Origin of the sequence: Bacillus sp. AP50 (assembly GCF_040492675.1) — a bacterium.
GTDB lineage: Bacteria > Bacillota > Bacilli > Bacillales > Bacillaceae_G > Bacillus_A > Bacillus_A cereus.
In genome coordinates this window covers 1-2,831 of sequence record NZ_JBEUTW010000601.1, presented here as the reverse complement: position 1 = coordinate 2,831, position 2,831 = coordinate 1, and the positions used below count along the sequence as shown (strand labels likewise).

Sequence of the window (2,831 nt, the reverse complement as noted above, 5' to 3'; positions counted from 1 at the left end):
CTCTACTTTTTATACTAAAAGCCTTGCCTACATAAATAATATTGTCATTATAATCTTTAATGAAATAAATACCACTGTCAGATTTTTTCAATTTATTATCTAATTCTTCTATACTCATAAAATGCAATTCACTCATACTTCTCTCTCCTTAGCGGTTTTAAATCGTAAAAAACAAGCAAGGTTTCTAAAAAAGTACTTAGCTGCCCTAGCATCTCTTATTTTATCTCTTGCTAAATGTCAAAAAACTGTTTCTATGTTCCTCAACTATCAATATGATTATTAATAAAATTTTCTATCGTTATTATCTCGCAATTTTATCATGTAATTTCGAGATCGTTTCCTCATTTAAATTACTGTGTTTTATCGAATAAAGGAAATATATTACTACCCCAATAGTAATCCAAATACTAAAGTACACCCATGTCCTTAACGGTAAATTTAGCATTAAAAACACACAGCATACAATTGCAACGCATGGTAATACAGGTACAAAAGGTACCATAAATCCACGTTTTAAATTTGGGTGTGATTTACGTAGAATAATAACTGATAGACAAACTAACGCAAACGTCACCAAACTACCGATATTAACTAAATTAACTAATTCTTTCAAATCAATAAACCCAGCTATTATAGAGCTCCCTATTCCTGCCAATCCAGTTATAAAAGTGGGTGCTCCAGTTTTCTTATTAACTTTCGCAAATGATTTCGGTAACAATCCATCACGACTCATTGCAAAGAATACTCGTGTTGCCGCATACATATTGGAAAAAATAACAGCCATAAGGCCAATTACCGCACCTGCAGCAATTGCACCAGCTACTTTTCCTTGTCCTACAACTTCCATTACATAAGCCATCGCCTCAGGAACATTTAATTCTTTATAGGAAACCATTCCTGTCATAACAAGGCATACCATAACATAAATAATTGTACATATGATTAATGATGCAATAATACCGATCGGAAGATTACGTTTCGGATCTTTTACTTCTTCTGCTGAAGTTGCTAATATATCAAAACCCGTAAAAGCGAATAAAATAGCTGCTCCACCCGTAAAAACTCCACTTAAACCGTATGGTGCAATTGGTATCCAGTTCATTGGTTTTACATAGAATATACCAACCGTAATAAACAACAAAATCATTCCAATTTTAATCAATACCATTGTATTATTGATTCGTTTACTTTCCCTCGTACCACGGGATAACATCCATGCTAATATCAATGTAATGATTACTGCTGGTAGATTCACAATACCACCATGCGAAGGAATCGTTACTAGAGCTTTAGGTATCTCTAATCCAAATCCCTTTATTAAATTGTGGAAATAGCCTGTCCATCCAGTAGCGACAGCCGCTGTTGCCACGATATATATTAATAGCAATGACCAACCTACTAGATGAGCAACAAACTCACCAATTGTTGCATATGAGTATGTATATACACTACCAGACGCCGGGAGTGTAGAAGCAATTTCCGCGTAACATAATGCTATAAATCCACATATAATTGCTGCAAGTATAAATGAAAAAACAACTGCTGGGCCAGCATTTCTTGCTGCTACTAATCCAGTTAACACAAGAACACCCGTTCCAACTATCGAGCCTACCCCTAACATAATTAAATCAAATGCTCCTAATGTTTTCGTTAAAGTCTTGCTTTGATTATGCTCTAACAATTGTGTAACGGATTTCTTTTTTAGTAAATTACTCATATTTTCTGTATCCCCTTTAAAATAAGGTTTATTCTTCTCGTTAGTGTTGTATATAAATTTACTTAGTTATTAACTAGCCTCATAATATTTCTTTTACATTAAATAGATTTAAAATATTATATAAATTCGCTTCTCACTTACTAGTTAAACTAGACATTTCCATAGATTTTTGCGTACAACGTTTCATAGCTGAAATGATAGCTGTTCTTAAACCTTTTTCTTCTAGCGTTACTACAGCCTCTATCGTCGTTCCACCTGGAGAACAAACCATATCCTTCAATTCACCTGGATGTATTCCTGTTTCCAATACCATTTTTGCAGAACCTAATACAGCCTGAGCCGCAAATTTATAAGCTTGTTTTCTCGGCATACCGCCAAGTACAGCAGCATCTGCCATGGCTTCTATAAACATATACACATATGCTGGAGAAGAACCACTAATAGATGTAACAACATCCATTAGTTTTTCATTTATGACCTCCGTCTGGCCGAAAATATTAAATATGTTCAGTACCTCTTTTATATCTTTTTCTGTAACCATTTCATTAAAACATAACGCAGACATTCCTTCTCCAACAAGTGCCGGTGTATTAGGCATTACTCTAACAACTTTTAACTTTCTACCAAATTCATTCTCAGTGCTCTTAATACTTTTCCCTGCAGCAATAGTTACAACGATTACATCATTTTTTATTTGATCTTTTATTTGGTTAATTACCGATGAGTATAAATCTGGTTTGGTTGATAAAATTAAAATGTCAGCGCTGTTAGCGACTTCATTGTTGTTAGTAGTTATAGTTATGCCATATTCATTACTAGCATTTTTTAAATTAATGACATTTAAATCTGAACAAATTATTTGATCTGGAGAAACTATATTTTTTTTAATCATCCCACCTATCATAGCAATACCCATGTTTCCACATCCGATGAATCCTATTTGTTTATTCATAATAATTTGCTCTTGCTCCTTCTACTCTAAATTTTATTGATTTTGAAATTATTATTCTAAATAAGGGCTATTACAATTACTTGGTTTATCAATAGAATTTCAAAATTCTCCTTCCTATATAGAGCTTACATATACCTCTAATAACTTCTTTGCTTTCGCTGA

Annotated in this window: 2 protein-coding genes and 1 pseudogene; all 3 read right to left on the bottom strand. The window is 33.2% G+C overall.

What is annotated here, in order from left to right:
* A pseudogene (locus ABWK52_RS27160) lies at nt 1-136 on the bottom strand (nucleotide excision repair endonuclease); the annotation flags it as partial.
* Nucleotides 137-301: 165 nt separating this feature from the next.
* Complete coding sequence (locus tag ABWK52_RS27155; RefSeq protein ID WP_098330449.1) at nt 302-1,717, bottom strand: amino acid permease; 1,416 nt, start codon at nt 1,715-1,717, stop codon at nt 302-304.
* A gap of 133 nt (nt 1,718-1,850) precedes the next feature.
* Nucleotides 1,851-2,669 (bottom strand): pyrroline-5-carboxylate reductase, encoded by an 819-nt coding sequence (gene proC, locus ABWK52_RS27150; RefSeq protein WP_098542012.1) that lies wholly within the window; start codon nt 2,667-2,669, stop codon nt 1,851-1,853.
* Nucleotides 2,670-2,831: the final 162 nt, after the last annotated feature.

Excerpts from the sequence above, each read along its gene's own strand:
- ABWK52_RS27155 (WP_098330449.1), bottom strand. The coding sequence starts at position 1,717 with ATGAGTAATTTACTAAAAAAGAAATCCGTTACACAATTGTTAGAGCAT.
- proC (WP_098542012.1), bottom strand. The coding sequence starts at position 2,669 with ATGAATAAACAAATAGGATTCATCGGATGTGGAAACATGGGTATTGCT.